Origin of the sequence: Thioclava litoralis (assembly GCF_045278885.1) — a bacterium.
GTDB classification, from domain to species: domain Bacteria; phylum Pseudomonadota; class Alphaproteobacteria; order Rhodobacterales; family Rhodobacteraceae; genus Thioclava; species Thioclava litoralis.
On sequence record NZ_CP135443.1, the window covers coordinates 2,533,130 to 2,554,791 of the forward strand.

The 21,662-nt window shown below is 59.1% G+C and carries 18 protein-coding genes; 14 read left to right on the forward strand and 4 right to left on the reverse strand.

The genetic code is table 11. From position 1 onward, the window contains the following. Positions 1 to 71: 71 nt before the first annotated feature. The 9 genes from dusB to hflX all read left to right on the forward strand — a co-directional run bounded on the left by dusB (position 72) and on the right by hflX (position 11,989). Positions 72 to 1,046: a tRNA dihydrouridine synthase DusB gene (dusB, locus tag RPE78_RS12575; protein ID WP_339107269.1), complete on the forward strand. Its 975-nt coding sequence runs from the start codon at positions 72 to 74 to the stop codon at positions 1,044 to 1,046. Further along, a complete protein-coding gene (locus tag RPE78_RS12580; protein WP_339107270.1) occupies positions 1,043 to 2,110 on the forward strand; it encodes an ATP-binding protein in 1,068 nt (355 codons plus the stop codon). Before dusB ends, RPE78_RS12580 begins: the two co-directional genes overlap by 4 nt. A gap of 5 nt (positions 2,111 to 2,115) precedes the next feature. Then, positions 2,116 to 3,495: a response regulator gene (locus RPE78_RS12585; protein WP_339107271.1), complete on the forward strand. Its 1,380-nt coding sequence runs from the start codon at positions 2,116 to 2,118 to the stop codon at positions 3,493 to 3,495. A gap of 256 nt (positions 3,496 to 3,751) precedes the next feature. After that, positions 3,752 to 5,938: a PAS domain-containing sensor histidine kinase gene (locus RPE78_RS12590; protein WP_339107272.1), complete on the forward strand. Its 2,187-nt coding sequence runs from the start codon at positions 3,752 to 3,754 to the stop codon at positions 5,936 to 5,938. Beyond that, positions 5,935 to 7,338, forward strand: a complete 1,404-nt coding sequence (locus tag RPE78_RS12595; protein ID WP_339107273.1) for a sigma-54 dependent transcriptional regulator — start codon at positions 5,935 to 5,937, stop codon at positions 7,336 to 7,338. The genes RPE78_RS12590 and RPE78_RS12595 overlap by 4 nt, the downstream gene beginning before the upstream one ends. A gap of 73 nt (positions 7,339 to 7,411) precedes the next feature. Next, the gene (gene trkA, locus RPE78_RS12600) at positions 7,412 to 8,791 is read left to right on the forward strand and encodes a Trk system potassium transporter TrkA (protein WP_339107274.1); all 1,380 of its coding nucleotides are present in this window, start codon (positions 7,412 to 7,414) and stop codon (positions 8,789 to 8,791) included. Between the two features lie 10 nt (positions 8,792 to 8,801). Then, entirely contained in the window at positions 8,802 to 10,325 is a 1,524-nt protein-coding gene (locus RPE78_RS12605; protein WP_406720746.1) for a potassium transporter TrkG, read from the forward strand. A gap of 139 nt (positions 10,326 to 10,464) precedes the next feature. Further along, positions 10,465 to 10,698, forward strand: coding sequence for an RNA chaperone Hfq (gene hfq / locus RPE78_RS12610; protein WP_339107276.1), 234 nt, complete (start codon positions 10,465 to 10,467; stop codon positions 10,696 to 10,698). A gap of 85 nt (positions 10,699 to 10,783) precedes the next feature. Beyond that, positions 10,784 to 11,989, forward strand: coding sequence for a GTPase HflX (gene hflX / locus RPE78_RS12615; RefSeq protein ID WP_406721657.1), 1,206 nt, complete (start codon positions 10,784 to 10,786; stop codon positions 11,987 to 11,989). A 156-nt stretch (positions 11,990 to 12,145) separates the two neighbouring features. Here hflX and RPE78_RS12620 read toward each other — a convergent pair whose 3' ends face one another. Next, the gene (locus RPE78_RS12620) at positions 12,146 to 14,602 is read right to left on the reverse strand and encodes a penicillin acylase family protein (protein WP_406720747.1); all 2,457 of its coding nucleotides are present in this window, start codon (positions 14,600 to 14,602) and stop codon (positions 12,146 to 12,148) included. A 131-nt stretch (positions 14,603 to 14,733) separates the two neighbouring features. On the opposite strand from RPE78_RS12620, the gene RPE78_RS12625 reads away from it, so the two are divergent. From RPE78_RS12625 to RPE78_RS12645, 5 genes are all read left to right on the forward strand, one after another. Continuing rightward, the gene (locus RPE78_RS12625) at positions 14,734 to 15,618 is read left to right on the forward strand and encodes an NAD(P)-dependent oxidoreductase (protein ID WP_406720748.1); all 885 of its coding nucleotides are present in this window, start codon (positions 14,734 to 14,736) and stop codon (positions 15,616 to 15,618) included. 238 nt (positions 15,619 to 15,856) lie between these two features. Continuing rightward, positions 15,857 to 16,555 (forward strand): ribulose-phosphate 3-epimerase, encoded by a 699-nt coding sequence (gene rpe, locus RPE78_RS12630; protein ID WP_339107279.1) that lies wholly within the window; start codon positions 15,857 to 15,859, stop codon positions 16,553 to 16,555. Continuing rightward, entirely contained in the window at positions 16,552 to 17,247 is a 696-nt protein-coding gene (gene gph, locus RPE78_RS12635) for a phosphoglycolate phosphatase (protein WP_339107280.1), read from the forward strand. The genes rpe and gph overlap by 4 nt, the downstream gene beginning before the upstream one ends. A gap of 80 nt (positions 17,248 to 17,327) precedes the next feature. After that, the gene (locus RPE78_RS12640) at positions 17,328 to 17,759 is read left to right on the forward strand and encodes a TIGR01244 family sulfur transferase (protein ID WP_339107281.1); all 432 of its coding nucleotides are present in this window, start codon (positions 17,328 to 17,330) and stop codon (positions 17,757 to 17,759) included. A 107-nt stretch (positions 17,760 to 17,866) separates the two neighbouring features. Further along, positions 17,867 to 18,661: a helix-turn-helix transcriptional regulator gene (locus RPE78_RS12645; RefSeq protein WP_406721658.1), complete on the forward strand. Its 795-nt coding sequence runs from the start codon at positions 17,867 to 17,869 to the stop codon at positions 18,659 to 18,661. A 384-nt stretch (positions 18,662 to 19,045) separates the two neighbouring features. On the opposite strand, the gene tsf is transcribed toward RPE78_RS12645, so the two are convergent. The 3 genes from tsf to RPE78_RS12660 form a co-directional block, all read right to left on the reverse strand. Then, the gene (gene tsf / locus RPE78_RS12650) at positions 19,046 to 19,924 is read right to left on the reverse strand and encodes a translation elongation factor Ts (protein WP_339107282.1); all 879 of its coding nucleotides are present in this window, start codon (positions 19,922 to 19,924) and stop codon (positions 19,046 to 19,048) included. Positions 19,925 to 19,999: 75 nt separating this feature from the next. Continuing rightward, complete coding sequence (rpsB, locus tag RPE78_RS12655) at positions 20,000 to 20,764, reverse strand: 30S ribosomal protein S2 (RefSeq protein ID WP_339107283.1); 765 nt, start codon at positions 20,762 to 20,764, stop codon at positions 20,000 to 20,002. Between the two features lie 204 nt (positions 20,765 to 20,968). After that, positions 20,969 to 21,565, reverse strand: coding sequence for a response regulator transcription factor (locus tag RPE78_RS12660; protein WP_406720750.1), 597 nt, complete (start codon positions 21,563 to 21,565; stop codon positions 20,969 to 20,971). Positions 21,566 to 21,662 lie beyond the last annotated feature (97 nt).

Below are 21,662 nucleotides of genomic sequence, written 5' to 3' on the forward strand. Positions count from 1 at the left end.
ATCGCCCGAGGGGATTTGTGAATCGCGGTTCAAGGCGGTAGCAGAAAACCAGAGTTACTTCGGGAAGTTCCGTGTCCATCCAGCTTGATAATGTCTTGATCGATCCGCCGGTGCTGTTGGCACCGATGGCCGGTATTACCGACAGGCCGTTCCGCAGCCTTGTCGGCGGGTTCGGCGCGGGGCTTGTGGTGTCCGAAATGGTGGCCTCCGGCGAGATGCTGACGGCAAAGCCTTCCGTGCGGGCGAAGGCCCGTACCGATATGTCGTTGGACATGCCGTCTTCGGTGCAGCTTGCGGGGCGCGAGGCGCAGCCGATGGGCGAGGCGGCCAAACTGGTGGCGGGGATGGGCGCACGTGTCATCGACATCAATATGGGCTGCCCCGCGAAGAAAGTCACAGGCGGGGCCTCCGGCTCGGCGCTGATGCGCAATCCCGACCATGCGCTGACCTTGATCGAGGCCGTGGTGGCGGCGGTCGAGGTGCCGGTGACGCTCAAGATGCGCCTTGGCTGGTGTGACGAAAGCCGGAATGCCGCCGAGATCGCGCGTCGGGCCGAAAATGCGGGCGTGCAGATGATTGTCGTGCACGGGCGCACGCGGATGCAGTTCTATAAGGGCGAGGCCGATTGGGCTGCCATCCGCGAGGTGGTCGAGGCGGTGCGCATTCCGGTGGTGGCCAATGGCGACATCACCGATGCTGCAAGCGCGCGCGAGGCCCTGCGCCAGAGCGGCGCGGCGGGGGTGATGGTCGGGCGGGGCATTCAGGGCCGCCCGTGGCTTCTGGCCCAGATTGCCCATGAGATCTACGGCACGCCCGCGCCGGAGATCCCGCAAGGGGTGGATCTGGCCGAGCTGATCCTTGGACATTACGAAGAGATTTTGCGCTTTTACGGCGCTGAGCTGGGGCTTCGGCTCGCGCGCAAGCATCTTGGCTGGTATGCCGAGGCGGCGGGTGCGCCCCTGCGTGACGAGATGGTTCGTGCCCAGACGCCAGAGGCCACGCGCGCTCTGATCCGGGCCGCATTCGGTGAAAGGATGGCCGCGTGACCCTGCCTGCTCCTGGTGTAATCTGGAACTCCCTGCCTATTCCGGCCCTGTTGATTGACCGCTATGATTGCGTAAGCGAGGTCAATCCCGCAGCCGAGCAGTTCCTCAATCTGTCGGCCCGTGCAATGCAGGGCAAATCCGTCTCCGAGCGGCTGGCCATCAATGCCCCGCTCGAAGAAATCTTTGCGCGGACCCGCTCCGGCCAGACCACGGTTTTCGTGAATGATGTCGAGGTGACCACGGGCGAGAAGGCGCCGGTGCAATGCAACCTGCAAACTGCCACGCTGGGCTCCGATCCCGACCAGATCCTGTTTCTCATCACCCCGCGCGAGCTGTCGGACCGCCTTGGCCGCGCCAATATGGCAAAGACCGCGGCGCGTTCGGCGATTGGCATGGCCGAAATGCTGGCCCATGAGATCAAGAACCCGCTGGCGGGGATTGCAGGGGCGGCGCAGCTTTTGTCGATGGGGCTGACGGGCGAGGATCTGGAACTGACGGATCTGATCGTTGACGAGACGCGGCGGGTGGTCAAGCTGCTTGAGCAGGTCGAGCAGTTCGGCAATGTCCGTCCGCCGGAGAAGAAGCCTGTCAACATCCATGACGTGCTGGACCGTGCGCGCAAATCGGCAGAGGTCGGCTTTGGCGGGCATATGGTCATCCGCGATGATTACGACCCGTCGCTGCCGTTGACGCTGGGCGATGCCGATCAGCTGACGCAGGTCTTCCTGAACCTTCTGAAGAACGCAAGCCAAGCCGCTAAAACAGAAGGCACAATCACGATTCACACCTTCTACGAACACAAGCTGCGTATCCGCACGGCGGATGGGCGCGGGAAGGCGCTGCCGCTGCAGATCGAGATCATCGATGACGGCCCCGGCATCCCTGCAGATATCGCGGCGAATGTGTTCGAACCCTTCGTCTCCGGACGCGAGAACGGCACGGGGCTTGGTCTCGCGCTCGTCTCCAAGATCATTTCCGACCATGATGGATGGATCAATCTCGATTCCGTTCCCGGTCGGACCGTATTCCGTATTTCCCTGCCAGTCGCCCGAGAAGAGGAGTAACGCCCATGGACGGTACAGTCCTTGTTGCTGATGACGATCGCACCATCCGAACCGTTTTGACCCAAGCTTTGACGCGGGCAGGGTGCCGCGTGCATGCGACCGCCTCCCTGACCACGCTGATGCGCTGGGTCGAGGAGGGCAAAGGCGATCTGGTGATCTCGGATGTGATGATGCCCGACGGAAACGGGTTGCAGCAGCTTCCGAAAATTGCCGAATTGCGCCCCGGCCTGCCGGTCATCGTGATTTCGGCGCAGAACACTATCATGACGGCCGTGCAGGCTGCCGAGGCCGATGCCTATGACTATCTGCCCAAGCCGTTCGATCTGCCCGATCTGATGAAGCGCGCGCAGAAGGCGCTCGAGCAGAAACGCAAGCATCAGGTCTCGCCGCCGAAGCCCGTCGAGATCGAGCCGCGCGAGCAGAAAAGCGACCTGCCGCTGGTCGGGCGCACCCAGTCGATGCAGGCGCTCTATCGCCTTGTCGCGCGGGTGATGAATGCCGATCTGCCGGTGCTGATCTTGGGGGAATCCGGTACAGGAAAGTCGCTTATCGCACGGGCAATCCACGATTTTTCTGATCGTCGGACATTGCCCTTCGTGGTCGCGCAGGCCTCGGATCTGCAAGGCAGCGAAGGGGCGGCCTCGCTGATCACGCGGGCCAAGGGCGGCAGTCTCGTGTTTGACGAGGTGGGCGATTATGACGACGAGACGCAGGCGAAAATCGTGCGCTTGCTGGATGCGCTGCCGGACCCCGCGCCGCGGATCATGGCAACAACGCAGGTCGATCTGGCGGCGCTGATGGAGGCGGACAAGTTCCGTCAGGACCTCTATTACCGCCTCGGGGGGGTGACCTTGGCGGTTCCGCCGCTGCGTGAAAGGGTGGAGGATATCCCGCTGCTGGCCGAACATTTCCTTGGCCGCTCGGAGAATGAGGGCTTGGGGCTGCGGCATTTCTCGGCGGATGCGATGTCCTTGGTGCGGGCTTACGCCTGGCCGGGCAATGTGCGCCAGCTGGAAAACACCATCCGGCGGCTGGTTGTGACCTCCTCGGAGGAAGAGATCTCGCGGCTTGAGGTTGAGGCCGTTCTGGGCAATCAACCGGCTGTCGAACCGCTTCGACCCGGCGGGGAAGGCGAAAAACTCTCGGCGTCGATTGCCCGTCACCTGCGCCGGTATTTCGATCTTCACGGGGGCAACCTGCCAGCTCCGGGGCTCTATGACCGGATCCTGAAAGAGATGGAAGCGCCGTTGATTGAAATCGCTTTGGATGCCACCGGTGGCAATCAGGCCCGCTGCGCCGACCTTCTGGGCATCAACCGAAATACCTTGCGGAAGAAAATCACCGATCTCGATATTCAGGTGACACGCCGCCGGAAACTGACCTGAAATCCTACCGCCCGGAGGTTTCTCCGGGCGGCTTTTCATTGCAAAGCCATATTTAAATTTTCGTTTCTGTGACTTATTTAGCGTGACACTCCTGCCGCGCTGATGTAATCTGGCAACAGAAGCGAGAGATGCGCCCAAAAGAAGGACATCCGGCTTTTTCCGGTATTCGGGGGCGGCAGTGAAATCGGTCAATCGACATCGAGGGGCGTGGTGGGATCGGCTCGTGCGTTTGCGTAGGCAGCGTCGGGTCCAGAACATGATGACCCTAAGTCTTGTTATCCTCGGGCCGATTCTGGCGATTGCCACATTCGTGGTTCTGGGGCCGCTGGCACAGGGGAGCGATAGCGGTTCCCTGCGTCTTATTCTGCTTGCCGATTTCATTTATTTCATGGGCTTGGCAGGGCTTATTACCACGCGACTTGCACAGATGCTTGCCGCGCGACGAAAGCGCTCTGTCGGGTCCCGACTGACATTGCGCCTGACGGGGATCTTTGCCTTTGTCGCGCTTGTCCCGACAGTTCTGGTGGCGCTATTTGCCGGTTTGACGGTCAATATCGGCATGGAAGGCTGGTTTTCGGATCGGGTCCGGCAGGTGGTTGGCACGTCTTTGCAAGCAGCCGAAGCCTATCAGGATGAACATCGTCGTGATCTTCTGGAAGATGCCAATGCGCTTGCAGGGTTTCTGAATCTGCGCCGACAGGCCGCGACCTTCATGTCGAATGGGGAGCTGCGCGAACTGCTGGTGGCGGGGCAAAGCGGTATTCAACGCGGTTTGAAAGAAGCCTATGTTATTGACGGAACCGGCGAGATTGTCGCGCGTGGCGATCGCAGCTATCTGTTCGATTTCGAGAAGCCAGCGCCAGAGAAAATTGTTCAGGCGCAATCGGGTAAAACTGTCCTGATCGAGGATTGGGATGACAACGAATTCCGTGCGCTCAAGCAGTTAGACGCCTTTGCTGACAGATACCTTTACGTGTCACGCAAAGTGGATGGCTCGATTTTGTCGCTGTTGGACGACACGCGCACCACGGTGACGCTGTATCAGCAACTGGAAGCCACGCGCGGACGGGTTCTGTTTGAATTCGGGCTTGTTTACATGGGCTTCGCGCTCATTCTCATTCTCGCCGCTGTCTGGCTTGGGTTGTGGTTCGCCGAGAGGCTCTCGTTGCCGATCGGGCGTATGGCGGTGGCCGCTGAAAAGGTCGGTGCGGGGGATCTGGATGCGCGCGTGCTCGAGGCCGAGGGCGATGACGAGATTGCCATGCTCGGGCGGAGCTTCAACCGGATGACCGGCCAGCTTAAGGACCAGCGAGTGGCTCTGATGGCCAGCCATTCGATCACCGAAGAACAGCGCCGCCTGTTTGACTCGGTTCTGGGGTCGGTGACATCGGGTGTGATCGGACTGGATGCCGAAGGGCGCATCGATTTCATCAACCGCTCCGCTGCCAAGCTCCTTGATCTGGATAATATCAAGGATCACCAACGGATGATCGCTGATGCCGTTCCGGAATTTCTGGATATTTTCAGCCGTTTGCACGGTGCTGTTCAGGACGTGCTTCAAGAAGAGGTTCGGGTTTCGCGCTATGGCAAGCTGGAAAGCCTTCTTGTGCGTGTGGCGCTGCGTCTGCGCGAGGACGGGTTGCGCGAAGGCTATGTGATCGCCTTCGAGGATGTGACCGAGCTTGTGTCTGCACAACGAATGGCGGCTTGGGGGGATGTGGCCCGCCGTATCGCGCATGAAATCAAGAACCCGCTGACCCCGATCCAGCTTTCTGCTGAAAGGATCAAGCGCAAATTCCGCAAACATGTGGGCGATGAGGAGCCGGCCCTTGAGCAGCTGACGGGCGTTATCATTCGCCAGACCAATGACTTGCGGCGTATTGTTGACGAGTTCTCTAAATTCGCGCGTATGCCTGAGCCGGACCGGCGCGAGGTGGATCTGGTGCAGTTGCTGCGGGATGCCATTACCATTCAGGAAGGTGCGCTGCATGGCGCTGTCTTGAATGCCGATCTGCCGGAGGGCCCGCTTCTGGTCGAGCTTGATCAGACCATGATCGGGCAGGCGGTAACAAACCTTATCAAGAATGCCGGTGAAGCGGTTGAATCGCTTTATGAAAAAGGCGCTGAAGAGGGGTATGCGCCGGAAGTGCGCGTTGTGATGCAGGTGCAGCCCGAATTCGTGACGCTGCGCATTATGGATAACGGGATAGGTCTGCCCGAAGACCGGTCGCGTCTGTTTGAGCCCTATGTGACGACCCGCTCTAAAGGAACAGGTCTAGGGCTTTCTATTGTAAAGAAAATCATTGAAGAGCATGGCGGCACTTTGATGCTTCGGGATGCGCCGCCATTTCACCCCGGTGCCCATTGCGGTGCCCTTGCCGAAATCCGCCTGCCTCGTGCCCATGCGGCAGTGCGCGCCATCAAGGATAGTGAGCTGACATGAGCGATATTCTGATTGTCGACGATGAAAAGGATATTCGGGAACTGATTTCCGAGATCCTGCAAGACGAAGGTTATTCGACCCGCATGGCGTCGAATTCCGATGAATGTATGGATGCGGTCAATGCAGAGCCACCGGCGCTGATGATCCTTGATATCTGGCTCAAGGATAGCCGGATGGACGGGATCGACATCCTGAAGACGACAAAGCGTGACAATCCCGATATTCCGATCATCATCATTTCGGGGCATGGCAATGTCGAGATCGCGGTGGCCGCGATCAAGCAGGGTGCCTATGACTTCATCGAAAAACCGTTTAATATCGACCAGTTACTTGTGGTCATTTCACGTGCTATGGAAACATCGCGTTTGCGGCGCGAAAATTCTACGCTGAAGCGCCGTGATATGCAGACGGGCGAGATGCTGGGCGAGAGTGCGGCGTTCAAGAAGCTCCGCGATCAGCTTGATAAGGTTACGAAATCCAACGGTCGTGTCATGCTGACCGGCGAGCCCGGTTCGGGCAAGGAGACTGCTGCGCGGTATATCCACCAGCTTTCGACCCGCGCCACTGCGCCTTTTATCACCGTCAATTCCGCCTCGATCGAACCCGACCGTATGGAAGAGGTGCTGTTCGGGCGCGAAACGCCGGAGCGCGGCATCGAGAAAGGCCTTCTGGAACAGGCACATGGCGGCGTTGTTTACTTTGACGAAGTCGCCGAGATGCCGCTGGGCACGCAATCGAAGATCCTGCGCGTCCTGACGGAACAGCAATTCCTGCGTGTGGGCGGTGCGGATAAGGTGCGGGTGGATCTGCGCGTCATCAGCTCGACCACGCGCGACCTGACCGCCGAGATCGCGGCGGGCCGGTTCCGGCAGGAATTGTATGACCGGTTGAATGTGGTGCCGATTGCCGTGCCGGGCCTTGCGGAGCGGCGCGAGGATCTGGCGCTGCTGGCCGAGTATTTCCTTGCGCAGTTCAACGAGACCCAGGGTCTGCCGCTCCGCAAGCTGTCCGCCGACGCCTTGGCGATGATGCAGACGATGGAATGGCCGGGCAATATCCGCCAGTTGCGCAATGTGATCGAACGTCTTCTGATCCTCGGGGATGGCACGGGCGAGATCGAGGCGCGCGAGCTTGAGGGGGATCAGCCGGCAGAATCCGAATCCAGCCGCATCGTGCTGTCGGGGCAGTTGGCGACTTTGCCGCTGCGCGAGGCGCGCGAATTGTTCGAGCGGGAATATCTGCTGACCCAGATCAACCGTTTTGGCGGCAATATCTCCCGCACAGCGAATTTCGTCGGCATGGAGCGTTCGGCCCTGCATCGCAAACTGAAGTCTCTTGGTGTTGTGACCGGGGCGAAAACGGGCGGTCGTATGGCGCGGATTGAAGAGGATGCGGATTAAGGCACGGGCGCGGGTGATTGACCCCTGCCGCGCTGCCGCATAGAACCGGAGCCAGTGAGTTGCGGAGGGTCGCATGAAGGTGATCATTTGTGGGGCCGGACAGGTTGGCTGGCAGATTGCACGCCATCTTTCGGGCGAGCGCAATGATGTGACAGTGGTCGATAGCAACCCCGAGCTGGTGCGCCGTGCCTCGGATATGCTGGATGTGCAGGGGACGGTGGGCTTTGCCTCGCATCCCGATGTGCTGGAGGCCGCGGGCGCGCGCGATTGCGACCTGATCATCGCCGCGACTCATTCCGACGAGGTCAATATGGTGACCTGTCAGGTTGCGCAATCTGTCTTCGGCGTGACCCGCAAGATTGCGCGGTTGCGCTCGCAGAGCTATCTCAACGAGGAATATCGCGACATCTACCGCCGCGACCAGCTGCCCATTGATGTGATCATCAGCCCCGAGCGTGAGGTGGCCGAGGCGGCGATGCGGCGGCTGCTGGCCCCTGCGACATTCGATACCGAAAGTTTCATGGAAGACCAGTTGCGGCTGATGGGCATATCGCTTCAGCCCGATTGTCCGGTGCTGTCCACGCCTTTGCGGCAGTTGACGGATCTGTTTTCGACCCTGCGGGCGATTGTGGTGGGCGTGCGCCGCGAGGGGCGTCTGTTTGCGCCCGAGCCCAATGACCAGCTTTTTGCCGGCGACCAGATCTATCTCTGCACCCATCGCGATGATGTATCGCGCACGCTCGAAATTTTCGGCAAGAACACCCATAAGCAGGAGCGGATCCTGATTGTCGGGGGCGGGAATGTCGGGCTGGCTGTGGCCAAGAAACTGGAAGCCCGTAGCGACAGGACGCGCGCCAAGATCATCGAGATGTCGCGCGAGAAAGCCGAACGGGCTGCGGATTCGCTTGAGCGCACCATTGTGCTGCATGGTGACGGGATGTCGCAGGAGCTGCTGGAGGAGGCCAATGTCTCGGCCACCGATGCGCTTTTGGCGGTGACCGATGATGACAAGACCAATCTTCTGGTTGCGGTGCGCGCGAAACAGGCGGGCTGCAAGATGGCGATCACGCTGGTCAACGACCCGACGCTGATCCCGATGATGGAGCCGCTGGGGATCGATGCCCAGATCAATCCGCGCGCTACGACCGTGTCCTCGATCCTGCGCCATATCCGGCACGGGCGGGTGCGCCAGATCTATTCGATCGGCGATGCCGAGGCCGAGGTGATCGAGGCGCAGGTGCTTGGAACCTCACCTTTGTCTGGCAAGTTGTTGCGTGACATAGATTTTCCCGAGGGCGTCCTGCTTGGCGGGTTGAAAAAAGGCGACAAGATCGTGGTGCGCCCGCGTGCCGATACCCGCATCGAGGAAGGCGATGTCGTCGTTCTTTTCGCGCTGGCCGATGACGTGGCCGAGGTGGAGCGCCTGCTGCAGGTCTCCATCGACTATTTCTGAAGCGCGTCCGATGGGAGCCAATCTGCGCAATCTGCCGCTCTTCGTGATTCTGGTCGCGGTGTCGGGTCTGCTGATGTATCTGCCCGCGATACATGCGCTGACCCTGCATCAGCACGCGGTGGCACGACCGTTTTTCTATACCGGCTCGCTGTTGCTTTTTGTTTTCGTGCTGCTGGCGCTGGCCACGGGGGCAAACCGGCGCGGCCCGCGCGAGCGGTCTTCGCTGTTGACGATGGTCGGGGCCTTCACGCTGCTGCCGCTGGTTCTGGCGATCCCTTTCCACGAGGTCATGCGCGACACCTCGCTGTTCAATGCGTGGTGGGAGATGGTCTCGGCGCTGACAACGACGGGCGGCACGCTATATGCGCCCGCGCGCCTGCCGCCGTCGCTACATCTGTGGCGCGCGCTTGTGGGCTGGAGCGGCGGCTATTTCATGCTGGTGATGACGATTGCCGTATTGGCCCCGCTGCGGGTCGGCGGCTTCGAGATCTTCTTTGCTGGCGGGCCGGGCGGCGAGGTGAAGGATGTCAATCTGCGCGGCACCCAGCGCGGGGTTGTCACCCGTGACAAGATGATCGGATATGCGCTTGAATTGCTTCCGGTTTATACGGGGCTGACCGGCATTCTCTGGGTGCTTTTGCGGATTTCGGGCGAAGATAATCTGGTGGCGCTTTGTGCGGCAATGTCCACCTTGGCAACCTCGGGGATCTTGCCGACCAGCAGCCTGGCCTCGGGGCAAAGCTCCGTGCTGACCGAGGTCATCATCTTCGTTTTCTTCCTGCCCGCCCTGTCGCGCCGGTTCTGGCCCGGTGACGGAGAAATGCGCGCGACCAAGCGGTTGCGCGACGATCCTGAATTGCGGCTGGCGGCGATGATCGTATTGCTGACGGTGATCTTGCTCTTTTTCCGCCACTGGCTTGCGGCGCTGGATACGGATTCCCATCCCGGTCCGGGGGTGATCTTGCGCACGCTTTGGGGCGGGCTGTTCACGACATTGTCCTTTCTGACCACCACCGGCTTTGAATCAAGCGGCTGGGAGGATGCGCGGGCATGGGCGGGGCTGGGGACGCCGGGTCTGATCCTGTCGGGACTGGCGATCATTGGCGGCGGCATCGCCACCACCGCCGGCGGTGTGCGACTGCTGCGGGTCTATGCGCTGATCCGGCATGGCGAGCGCGAACTGGACCTGCTTGTCTATCCCAGCTCGGTTGGCGGCGGAGGCTCTGCGGCGCGCCGTCTGCGCCGTCAGGGGGCATTCGTGGCATGGATTTTCTTCATGCTCTTCGCGCTCTCGATTTCGGTGGTCATGATCGCGATTTCCTATACAGGCCTCGATTTCGAACCCGCCATGATCTTCACGGTTGCGGCCCTGTCCAATACCGGCCCGCTGACCGCTGTGGCAGGAGATTTTCCGCTGGCTTGGGGGGATCTGAGCACCGCCGCCAAGGCCATTCTGGCGGCTGCTATGGTGCTGGGGCGGCTGGAAACTTTGGCGATCATTGCGCTCTTCAATCCCGAACTGTGGCGAAAATGAGTGCTTTAATGGCACGATTTGTCGCGTCATGTGGGGCCAGCGCTTTTTGGGGGTGGTAACTCCCGTTGACTTGCGCATACTCAAGCCAGAGTGGGACGAGCCAACGTCCCCGAAATGCTAAGAGAAAAGGCAAAATATAATGGCTGCCGATAAACAGAACCTGCAGGACGCGTTTCTGAACCACGTACGGAAAACGAAAATTCCGGTGACGATCTTTTTGATCAATGGTGTGAAACTGCAGGGGGTTATTACTTGGTTCGATAACTTCTGCGTCCTCTTGCGCCGCGACGGCCAGTCCCAGCTTGTCTACAAGCACGCGATTTCGACGATCATGCCGGGTCAGCCGATTTCGCTTTATGAAGGCGACGACTGAGTTTCCTTTGAGCGAGAGCGTTTCCCACGATAAGGCTCCCACGCGGGCCTATGTGCTGCATCCCGACCTCAAGATCGGGGACGGGATGCGACTGCCCGAACATGGGCTGGCAGAAGCCGTGGCGCTGGCTGCGGCTTTGCCCGACCTCGAGGTTGTGGGCTCGGAGATTGTGCGCCTGCCCAAGCCGCATGCCGGACATCTGTTCGGAACCGGCAAGATGGAGGAGTTGGGCGCCAGGCTTCAGGAGCTGGAGATTGAACTGGTGCTGGTAGACGGGCCGGTGACGCCTGTGCAGCAGCGCAATCTGGAAAAGGAATGGAAGGTTAAACTTCTTGACCGAACCGGTTTGATTCTCGAGATTTTTGCTGATCGGGCGCGAACCCGTGAAGGGGTGCTGCAGGTTGAACTTGCCGCGCTCAGCTATCAACGCACGCGGCTTGTGCGGGCCTGGACACACCTTGAACGCCAACGCGGCGGACTTGGCTTTGTCGGGGGCCCCGGCGAGACGCAGATCGAAGCGGACCGCCGGGCGATTGACGAACAGATGGTCCGTATCCGTCGCCAGCTGGCGAAGGTGGTTAAAACCCGCGAGTTGCATCGGGCGTCGCGGCGCAAGGTGCCGTTTCCGATTGTCGCGCTTGTCGGCTATACCAATGCCGGAAAATCCACGCTGTTCAATAAGGTGACCGGCGCGGATGTGCTGGCCAAGGATATGCTTTTTGCCACGCTTGACCCGACGATGCGGGGGGTGACGCTGCCTTCAGGGCGCAAGGTGATCCTGTCGGATACGGTGGGCTTCATCTCGGAATTGCCGCACCAGTTGGTTGCCGCTTTCCGTGCGACGCTGGAAGAGGTGCTTGAAGCCGATCTGATCTTGCATGTGCGTGACATTTCCCATCCGCAAAGTGACGCGCAAGCGGCTGATGTAGAAGACATTCTCGACAAACTTAAAGTGGATGATGATGTTCCTTTCATCGAGGTCTGGAACAAGCTCGATCTGTTGTCGGAAGAAAATCATGCGGCGACCGCCTTGCAGGCCGAGCGGCGGGATGATGTCTGTGCGATTTCTGCGCTGACGGGGGAAGGCTTCGAGGCGCTCCTGCTTGAAATCGAGCAGCGTCTGGGGGAAGAGCGTCTGAACGAGGAGCTGCATCTGCCCTTTGCCGATGGCCGACGCCATGCATGGCTTCATGCCGAGAATGTTGTGCGTGACGAGGCGCAGTCGAAAGAGGGCTGGGTCTTGCAGGTCGAGTGGACGGCCTCCCAGAAGGGGCGTTTTAACGCCCTTTGACGCTGTTCTGTGAACGATGGTGATGAATTTCCTCGGCGTAGCAAGTGGTTACGCCGAGGTTTTCATGTTCCGTGTCATAGTCCTGCGTCGCTTGCCTCAGGTCTTCTTGAAACGCTTTGATACCTGCGTATTAGCGGTTGGTCTTCATCTATGCTCTTAAGAGGCAGGCACCAGCTTGGTAATGCCTGCCGCTGCCGCGCGCGCCAGTTCCGGGTCAAGGGACATCGGAATATATTCGCCGCGACGCCAGAGTTCGGCCAGATCGTCATAATGGCGCGAGAAGAGATGCCCCGATTGTCCTGTGGCGATGATAAAGACAGAGCTATCGGGATCGGCTAGATCATAGACACCACGATAGCCTGCCGCCTGCACATTGGCGAAGGGGGCGTCGGGCGTGCCGAGGGTCTTGCCGCGCATCAGGGTGAAATCTCCGCCCGAAGATGATTGCCGGATATCTGCGAACCAGCTGATCAGCGGCATGTTCTTCAGAACAGGATGGTCGTGGCGGGCCTCATGCGCATCGCCCCAGCGCCAGCTCTCGACATTCGGGCCGTATTTCTCTTTCAGCGACAGCAAGGCCGCATCCAGCGAGATCCGCGCGATATCGGTGCAGCTTTCCTGCGCATCGGACTGGATGACATTGCACCAATGGGCCGCCCCTTGGGTATTGCGGAAAACACGTTCGATAAAGAGCGGGTCTAGCGCGGTAAATTTACTGGCCAGCGGCCCCAGTTCGTCGCGGATCAGACGGTTTTGCAGCTCGCGCATCCATGCGGCATAGATCAGCGGCTCCGGCAGATGCTCGGACATTTCGCCATCCCATGCCGCCAGAAGCTCAAGCGCGCGTTGCCGCAGCCGTTCGGGAGTACCATCGGGGGCAGGCGTGCCGGTATACCACAGATCCGCGCCCACCAATGGCAGCAGGTTGCGCGCGGCGGGGCTGACCGTATCCAACTGGGCCGAAATGAAGCTCTCGCGGGAATGCACCTCGCGTTCGCTCAGAAGCTTGCTCAGCCGCTGGATGCGCTGGCTGTCTCCCCAGTCAAAGGTGACATTGTTCGGAAAATTGGCATCGGTTGTTTTATTGTTCGTATTCAGCACGATACCATCGGCAGGATTAACCTCGCGCGGGTTGCTGTCATAGGGCAGGCGTCCCATCCAGCGGTTTTGTGCCAGCCAGCCCGCCGAGGGCATGCGCCCCTCGGTCTGATTGGTCGGATCGCGTTTCGGGATGGCTCCGACAAGCACACGCGCCACCTCTTTCTGATCCGCGAGAATCAGATTTTGCGCCGGAGTGATATAGTCGCGGCCGGCCTCGATTGCAGCGGTGACATCCTTGGCCTCCATCAGCTTCATCGCCGCGCTCATGGTGGTATCATGCGGGTCGAGTGCCGTCCAATCGACAGAAATCACCGATCCGGGCGGCGTGATCGTGCCCAGATCGAAATGCGTCCCCGGCAGGACCGGTCCGTTTTCGGTGCTGCGCAGGGTCAGGGTCAGCGGCTGTGCATCCTTGACCTTGAGAATGGTGCGCTTGGTGATGAATTTCTGCCAGCCATCGGGGGTGCGATAGGTTTCGCGGTCCTTGGGATTGATCTGTTCGACATGCAGATCCATGTCATCGACATAGGCGGCGGTCACGCCCCAGGCCATATGTTCGTTACGGCCCGTGATCACCAGCGGAATGCCGGGGATAGTACCGCCAATAACGCCGCCCGATGACAGTTGCAGCCGCGCCAGATACCAAAGGGCAGGGGCGGTCAGCCCGAGTTGCGGGTCATTGGCCAGAAGCGCCCCGCCTGCGGCCGATCGGTCAGGCGCTGCCGCCCAACCGTTCGAGCCTGCCTCAAGGCCTGCGGCGGGAAAGGGCGAAAGCGGCTCGGGCGCGCTTTCCTGCTGTAAGGCGCGCGGCACATCGGGGAAGAGGTCGTGATAGGCGGGCAGGGTATCTGTCACGCTCCCCGGCATATCGGGCAGCAGATCGCGCACCCAAGACGGGTCCAGCAGCGACACACGGGCCCGCAGCACTTCGCGGCTGAACTGGTTGTTCTGTTCGACAGCCATCAGCTTCAGGATCGCGAGGGAATCCGCAGGTGTCCAATAGGATATTGAATTATCGAACAAAAAGAACTCTGGCGCGCCACGCCCCTTGGCCCCTTTATTGACCTGCGCGATCCATTGGTTCACGCCTGCCGAATAGGCTTCAAGGGCGGCTTTGGTCTGCGGGTCCTGCGCATCGACCGAAGCCAGAGCCGCGTCATAGAGGCCCAGCCTGCGCATCAGCTCGTCGGTTTTGACCGTGCTTTGCCCGAAGACTTCCGAAAGCCGCCCCTGAACGGTGCGGCGCAGCATGACCATTTGCCATAGCCGGTCTTGCGCATGGGCGAGACCGAGGCCGAAAAAGACGTCCGGATCGTTCTTGCCGAAGATATGGGGGACATCCTCTGTCGAGCGCACGATCTCGACCGGTGCGGAAATGCCCGAAACGCGATAGGTTGCATTGTAATCAGGCAGGGAGCGCGAGGCAAAATACCACACGCCGATTGCGCCAAGCACCACCAATGCGATTGCGACTGCGGTCAATCGCACCATCCAGCGGAAGAGTTTGTACATGCGCGCTCCGGGTAGGTCTGCAAAAGTTGAGCCGGATGTGACCAGCAGGGGTTGCGGCTTAGTAAGTCAGGTATGACAAAGGATCAACGCGCGTTTGCGCGAGTTTGCCGATCTGATGAGGGAGTTTGCCGATGACAAAAATCGCATTTCTGGGGCTTGGCGTAATGGGCTATCCGATGGCGGCCCATCTGAAGGCCGCAGGCCATGACGTCACGGTGTATAACCGCACTACTTCTAAAGCCGAAAAATGGGTTGCTGACCACGGCGGTGCGCTTGGAAAAACGCCTGCCGAAGCGGTTCGGGACGCGGATATGGTGATGACCTGCGTCGGGAATGATGATGATCTGCGCATGGTCTGTGCTGGTGCCGATGGCGCGTTTTCCGCCATGAAGAGCGGCGCCATTCTGGTGGACCATACGACCGTGTCTGCGATGGTCACGCGCGAATTGGCGGCTTTGGCTGACGGAAAAGGTCTGGGCTTTGTCGATGCGCCGATTTCAGGCGGTCAGGCGGGTGCGGAAAATGGCGCGCTGTCCATCATGTGCGGTGGGACCCAAGCCCATTATGACGCGGTCGAGCCCGTGTTGGCGGCCTATGGCAAGATCTGCCGCCGTCTGGGCGAAAGCGGTGCCGGGCAATTATGTAAATCGGCCAACCAGATCGCGATTGCGGGCGTGGTGCAAGGCCTGTCCGAGGCGCTTCTTTTTGCGGAAAAGGCAGGTTTGTCGATTGCGGATGTCGTCGAGGTGATCAGTCAGGGCGCGGCCGGTAGCTGGCAGATGTCCAACCGGTCAGAGACAATGGCCAAGGGGGAATATGCGTTCGGATTTGCCGTAGACTGGATGCGGAAAGACCTTGGTATCTGCCTGACCACAGCGGATGAAATCAAGGCACCATTGCCGCTGACAGCTTTGGTGGACCAGTTTTACAAGGATGTCCAAGCCTTGGGTGGTGGCCGTTGGGATACATCCTCGCTTATCGCGCGGTTGCGTAAATTGTCGGAAAATGCGGGCTGACTGTTCCGAAATCTCCCATCGGCATCACGATGTCGGCGGGAGATATAAAAATGCATATATTACAATGAGTAATGTGGCTTATTTGATCTGCTATATAAAATGCGAATAATCAGGATTATGTAAAATACTTGGTTCTATCTCATATCATTCAGGACAGTTTTCCGATTGTTTGCTGGACCTGAGCCACGCAACCCACTAAAGCATCGGTAATTCCCTTTAAATCGCAGGACACTGAGCCATGAGCTTTGACCGCAGCATCAAAATTGCCCCCTCGATCCTTTCGGCGGATTTCGCGGATTTCGGTCGTGAAATTCAGGCCATTGAGGCGCAAGGCGCCGATTGGGTCCATGTCGATGTTATGGACGGCCATTTCGTTCCGAACCTGACCTTCGGGCCGCCGCTGTGCAAGGCGATCCGCCCGCATATCAAGACGGTCATGGATGTCCATCTGATGATCTCGCCGGTGGATCAATATATCGATGCCTATGCCGAGGCTGGTGCCGATGTCATCACCGCGCATCTTGAAGCCGGTCCGCATATCCACCGCACGCTGCAAGCGATCCGTGGCGCAGGCTGCAAAGCCGGTCTGGCGCTGAACCCCGGTACCGGTATCGAGCAGATCGACTATCTTCTCGACCAGCTCGACCTGATCTGCGTCATGACCGTAAATCCCGGTTTTGGCGGTCAGAAATTCATCCATAGCCAGATCGACAAGGTCCGCAAGCTGCGTGCCATGATCGGAGACCGTCCGATCCATATCGAGATTGATGGTGGGATCACGCCCGAGACCGCGCCGCTGATGGCGGCAGCCGGTGCCGATGTTCTGGTGGCCGGGTCTGCTGTCTTCAAAGGCGGTTCGGTGACAAATCCCGATGTCTACGGGCGCAATATCACGGCGATCCGCACGGCGGCCGAAGCGGCACGTGTGAAAGAATGACCGCGATCGCCGCAGCAGCTCCGCCGCTTTCCGTTATATTCGATCTTGATGGAACGCTGGTTGAAAGCGCTGCGGCGATCCAGCTTGCCCTGAATCAGGCGCTTGCGGCGCAGCACCTGCCCGAACTTCCGGTTGCGACCGTGCGCGGGTTCATCGGGCATGGGGTGCCGCATCTGATGAACTGCGTCGCGGATCATCTTGAAATACCTCGAAGTTCATCCAAACTCTCGCAGCTTTTCCATGCGTTTTCGGCCCAATACGAGGTCCAGCGCGAGGGGAATACGCTCTTTGAGGGCGCACGTTCGGCGCTGCAGGCGCTACGCCTTCAGGGTGTGGCGCTCGGCCTTTGCACGAACAAACCGATGCAGCCTGCGAAGACTGTCTTGCAGCACCTTAATATTGAAGAGTTTTTTGACTATATTATTGCGGGTGACAGCTTGTCTGTCCGCAAACCCGATCCGCAGATGCTGTTGGTCGCCAGGGCCGCGTTATCTGCCGAGCATTGCCTTTATGTCGGGGATTCCGAGGTGGATGCCGAGACGGCCCATGCGGCGGGCGTGCCGTTCTTGCTGTTCACACGCGGTTATCGCAAAAGCACGATCGACAGCCTTGCACCTTGGGCGAGTTTCGATGACTTCGCGCAGTTTCCTGACTATGTCGCGAAGTTTCTGCGCGAAATCCCCGAGGCTTGAACAGATCGCTCTTGCGGCCACCCTGCCCTATGGGCTCTATAAACTCCGAATACTGCCGGTTTTCCGGAAAGGAGCATGTTATGGATATTCGCCCGCTTTCATCTGAATTTGCCGTCTCGCCGCAGATTTCTCTGGAGGATGTCTCGACGCTGGCCGAACAGGGTTTCCGTTCGCTCATCATCAATCGCCCCGATGAGGAGAATCCGCCCGAACTCGCGCATGAACATTTTGTGAAAGCGGCTGCGGAGAATGGTATGACTGCGCATTACCTGCCGTTCTATCCGGGGGAAATGACGCTTGAACTTGTGCAGGCGTTCGAAGCCTGTCTGAACGATGCCGAGAAACCCTGTTTCGCCTATTGCCGCTCTGGCACGCGCAGCTCGCATCTGTGGGCGATGGCACAGGCGGGCCGCATGGACATTGCCGAGATCGTGTCGGCGGCGGCCTCTGCGGGCTATGACCATCGTCCGCTTATTACAACTTTGGCATCATATGCGGAACAAAAGGCCTGATCATTCCGTGTATTCGGATATTTCCTTCAAAGGTCAACGCGTGTTGAGGTATTGATATTTTTAGCAGTTGCAGACTACTCCTTGCGAGAAAGAGTGGTGACTTGCGTATGCTGGAATATATCGAAACTCTCCTGAGTTTGACCTCGGTCGAAGAGATCTGGGCGCATCACTGCCGGTTTATGGACGATTACGGGTTCGATCGCCTGCTTTATGGTTACACTCGCTTTCAGACCCAGCCGAATCTGCTGGATCTGGATGAGACCATCGTTCTGTCCAATCACGAAAAATGCTACATAAAGGCGCTGCTGGACGGTCGCCTTTATGCCGATGCGCCGATGATCCAATGGGCCTGGGAGAACGAGGGCTGGGAAAGCTGGGGACTGGTTGCCCAGAAGCTCCAGTCGGGGACTCTGGATGACGCCTCTTTGAAGGTGCTCGAACTCAATCGCCGCTATGACATTCTGGCCGGTATCTCGATCGGCTTTCCGCAATCGAATACGCGGGCGCGCGGTGGCATTGGCCTCTGCGCGCGCAAGGGGCTGTCGCAGGCCGAGGTGGACCAGATCTGGTGCGAACATCAGCGGACGCTTCTTGTGGCCTGCCAGCTGATGCATATGCGCCTGTCCAGCCTGCCCTATATCCCCCCGAAACGCCATCTCTCGCCCCGCCAGCGCGAAGTGCTGGAATGGATCGCAGATGGCAAAACCGCGCAGGATGTGGCCTGTCTGATGGGGCTTACCGTCACCACGGTCGAGAAACATCTGCGGCTGGCCCGCGAATCCCTGAATGTCGAGACAACGGCGCAGGCTGTTTTGAAAGCCGCCGTCATGAACCAGATCTTCCAGCCGCAACACGGGGCAATCGCTGCGGGCGCAGATCTTAAAAATCATCCAAGAGTTTAACACCGTATCTTCTATTTTCTTGATCGATGAGCAAGGTATGGTTTTCCTTACTTCTCAAGCAGGATGAATTTACGTTAGATTAAATCTGTTCCGTGAGTGGTGGCTTTGGCCAGGAACATGGGGATCTTGAGGCGTGCGAGCATTCATCCGCGTTGTTTCGAGGTCTTGCCGGGGTACCGGTTTCGGGTCTGACATACGCATTTTCGTATGTCAGGCCTTTTTGGTTTTGGTCCCCTAGCGCCTGTTCTTTGCATCCGGCCCCTCAGGGAACCCGCCTGCCCTATGCGCGTCTCCTAGCTTGAAATCCTGCTGTGCCTGTCGGGCGTTCATAAAAAAACGAGCGCCCCGCAGGACGCTCGTTTCAAATCGTTCAGATCGAAGAGATCAGTTGCCAGCCGCCGTCTTTGCGACTTCTGCTGCGAAATCTTCTTCTTTCTTCTCGATGCCTTCACCGACTTCGACGCGGGCGAATGCAACGATTTCAACACCTGCGTCTTTGGCGGCTTGGCCAACGGTCACATCGGGGTTGATAACGAAAGCTTGGTTCACGAGGGTGATCTCTTGCAGGAACTTCTGCATACGACCCACGATCATCTTCTCGATCACGGCTTCGGGCTTGCCCGATTCACGTGCGATATCGATCTGAACCTGCTTCTCTTTCTCGACGATTGCCGGATCCAGATCCGCTTCCGACAGCGACGCCGGATTGGTTGCTGCGATATGCATCGCGATTTGCTTACCGATGGTTTCGTTGTCGCCTTTCAGCGCAACCAGAACACCGATTTTGCCCATGCCTTCAGCTGCGGCATTGTGGACGTAGGAGACAACGGTCTCGCCTTCCACTTTCACCATGCGGCGCAGGGTCAGGTTCTCGCCGATTTTCGCGATTGCGTCGGTGAGGACTTCCGAAACCGGCTTGCCGTCAACGGGAGCGTTTGCCAGCTCTTCGGTGCTGTCAACGGTCAGTGCAGCTGCCGAGATTTTCGCAACGATCGCTTGGAATTCGGCGTTCTTACCAACAAAGTCGGTTTCCGAGTTCACTTCGACAGCCACACCTTTGCCACCGTTCACAGCCACGGCCACCAGGCCTTCTGCTGCAACGCGGCCCGATTTCTTGGCGGCTTTTGCAAGACCTTTGGTGCGCAGCCAGTCAACCGCGGCTTCCATGTCGCCATCGGTTTCGGTCAGCGCTTTTTTCGCGTCCATCATGCCTGCGCCGGTGCTTTCGCGCAGTTCTTTCACCATTGCTGCGGTGATCGCCATGCTCGGATCTCCTGTCAAATATAATTGGGAGGGGTCATAGCCCCCTCCCGTGTCATTGGGATGACGGTGAAGCGATTACGCTTCTTCTGCCTCGACGGCTTCTTCAACCGGTGCGTCTTCCAGAGCGCCAAGGTCAACGCCTGCAGCGCCCATCTGAGCGGTCATGCCGTCAAGTGCTGCGCGTGCTGCCAGATCGCAATAGAGCGAGATGGCGCGTGCGGCGTCGTCGTTGCCCGGGATCACGTAGTCAACGCCTTTGGGCGAGCAGTTGGTATCGACAACAGCCACAACCGGGATACCCAGCTTGTTGGCTTCTGCGATGGCCAGATCTTCTTTCTTGACGTCGATGACGAACAGCAGGTCCGGCAGGCCGCCCATTTCGGCGATACCACCGAGCGACGCGGTCAGCTTCTCGTGGTCACGCTCCATGCCGAGGCGCTCTTTTTTGGTCAGGCCTTCTGCGCCTGCTTCAAGCTTCTCGGTGATGGTTTTCATGCGCGAGATCGACTGGGAAACGGTTTTCCAGTTGGTCAGCGTACCACCGAGCCAGCGGTGGTTCATGTAGTATTGTGCGGATTTCTCTGCAGCTTCTGCGATCGGCTTGGCTGCCTGACGCTTGGTACCAACGAAGAGAACGCGGCCGCCTTTTGCAACGGTGTCACGCACGACTTGCAGAGCCTTGTCCAGCATCGGGACGGTCTGGGTCAGGTCGAGGATGTGGATGCCGTTACGGTCGCCGTAGATGTATTGTTGCATCTGCGGGTTCCAGCGTTGCGTCTGGTGACCGAAGTGAACGCCAGCTTCAAGCAGCTGACGCATGGTGAAATCGGGAAGCGCCATGGTCTTTTCCTTTTCCGGTTTGCGCCTGGGCGAAGGTTTTGAGAACCACCGTGCTAGGTGGCCCCAACCGGTGGACCTTCGAGGATGTCTCCCCCGAGAGGCCCGCCTTCGCCTGTGAAGTGCGCGCCTGTTACCGTGGTTTTTCCAGCGTGACAAGCGAAATATGCCATGAACGGGCATAGAAACGACTTTAGGGCGCAGATTTCAGCGCAAACCCAGCTCGTAGCCACGCGCCACGGCCTCCGGCAGGGTTTTGGCCCCCAGTTTGCGCCGCAATCCGGTCATATGCAGATCGATGGTTGCCAGCGAGATCGACAGCTCAAACGCGATCTGGTCGCGGCGCATCCCGTCGGCAATCATATGGAATATCTGCAATTCCCGCTTGCTCAGCAATGTCGAGAAGGCAGGCTCCGGTGTCATATTGGCCGCCCAGAAATAGACCAGCGCCGTATTTTTAAGCCCCTTATGCGCAAAGATATGGCAGGTGATCCGCCCCAGCTTGCTGTCGCTCACATCCAGCCGCACAGGCACCAGCGATTGCGACAGGATCACCTCATCCAGTGCCCGTAAGACCGGCGCATCGGCGCAGAACTGGCCGTTGCATTCTGCAAAGCTGTCCGAGGCGTTCAGCAATTCTGTTGCGGCCTCGGTCTGGCTGGAAATTCTGCCATCACCGCCGACCAGAAGATAGGCACCCTCGAAGGGGCGGCGCTGGGGGCGTTCATATGCGGGCGGTGTAAAGGCAGGCGCAAGCGGTTCGGGCGTCTGGAGGAAAGGGTCTTGTGGCTTGGGACGTCTCATAAACGTGCCTCGGCTCCCGAATTGTCTAACATCAACATCGCCGGTCCGTGATAATGTTCACGGCCGATTTTACCTGACTTGTCCCACCATTTTCCAG

Coding starts and splice junctions, on each gene's coding strand:
- RPE78_RS12585 (WP_339107271.1), top strand. CDS start 2,116: ATGGACGGTACAGTCCTTGTTGCTGATGACGATCGCACCATCCGAACC.
- RPE78_RS12590 (WP_339107272.1), top strand. CDS start 3,752: ATGATGACCCTAAGTCTTGTTATCCTCGGGCCGATTCTGGCGATTGCC.
- RPE78_RS12595 (WP_339107273.1), top strand. CDS start 5,935: ATGAGCGATATTCTGATTGTCGACGATGAAAAGGATATTCGGGAACTG.
- trkA (WP_339107274.1), top strand. CDS start 7,412: ATGAAGGTGATCATTTGTGGGGCCGGACAGGTTGGCTGGCAGATTGCA.
- RPE78_RS12605 (WP_406720746.1), top strand. CDS start 8,802: ATGGGAGCCAATCTGCGCAATCTGCCGCTCTTCGTGATTCTGGTCGCG.
- hfq (WP_339107276.1), top strand. CDS start 10,465: ATGGCTGCCGATAAACAGAACCTGCAGGACGCGTTTCTGAACCACGTA.
- hflX (WP_406721657.1), top strand. CDS start 10,784: ATGCGACTGCCCGAACATGGGCTGGCAGAAGCCGTGGCGCTGGCTGCG.
- RPE78_RS12620 (WP_406720747.1), bottom strand. CDS start 14,602: ATGTACAAACTCTTCCGCTGGATGGTGCGATTGACCGCAGTCGCAATC.
- RPE78_RS12625 (WP_406720748.1), top strand. CDS start 14,734: ATGACAAAAATCGCATTTCTGGGGCTTGGCGTAATGGGCTATCCGATG.
- rpe (WP_339107279.1), top strand. CDS start 15,857: ATGAGCTTTGACCGCAGCATCAAAATTGCCCCCTCGATCCTTTCGGCG.
- gph (WP_339107280.1), top strand. CDS start 16,552: ATGACCGCGATCGCCGCAGCAGCTCCGCCGCTTTCCGTTATATTCGAT.
- RPE78_RS12640 (WP_339107281.1), top strand. CDS start 17,328: ATGGATATTCGCCCGCTTTCATCTGAATTTGCCGTCTCGCCGCAGATT.
- RPE78_RS12645 (WP_406721658.1), top strand. CDS start 17,867: ATGCTGGAATATATCGAAACTCTCCTGAGTTTGACCTCGGTCGAAGAG.
- tsf (WP_339107282.1), bottom strand. CDS start 19,924: ATGGCGATCACCGCAGCAATGGTGAAAGAACTGCGCGAAAGCACCGGC.
- rpsB (WP_339107283.1), bottom strand. CDS start 20,764: ATGGCGCTTCCCGATTTCACCATGCGTCAGCTGCTTGAAGCTGGCGTT.
- RPE78_RS12660 (WP_406720750.1), bottom strand. CDS start 21,565: ATGAGACGTCCCAAGCCACAAGACCCTTTCCTCCAGACGCCCGAACCG.